1 protein-coding gene is annotated in these 349 nt (G+C 53.6%); it reads left to right on the top strand.

Features of this window, described 5'->3' with window-relative positions; all coding sequences use genetic code 11:
* Positions 1-349 (top strand): Ig-like domain-containing protein (locus tag BN1135_RS21135; protein ID WP_189987078.1); only part of this gene is annotated, 349 nt, incomplete at both ends.

Genomic DNA, 349 nt, shown 5'->3' with positions numbered 1-349 from the left:
CAAGTAACCCCAGCAACAACGGATGTCCCAGTCGGGCTTGAGCGACAGTACACCGCAACAGCATTGTTGTCTGACGGCTCTACGCTGGATGTGACAAGCAATACAGCAATCAGCTGGACCAGCAGTGATCCGAAGATTGCCACAATCAACAGCAAAGGGTTGGCTACCGGAGTGGCTGCGGGCACGGCAACTATTTCAGCTTCCGGTACTGCCAATGGTCAGCAGTTCAGTGCAGAAGCAAAGCTGACTGTCACCGATGCAACCGTGATTGATTTGCAAGTAACCCCAGCAACAACGGATGTCCCAGTCGGGCTTGAGCGACAGTACACCGCAACAGCATTGTTGTCTG

Source organism: Aeromonas sobria, assembly GCF_000820145.1.
Taxonomy (GTDB): domain Bacteria; phylum Pseudomonadota; class Gammaproteobacteria; order Enterobacterales; family Aeromonadaceae; genus Aeromonas; species Aeromonas sobria.
Note: the sequence above shows the minus strand (reverse complement) of the source record. Positions and strands in the feature narration are given on the sequence as shown.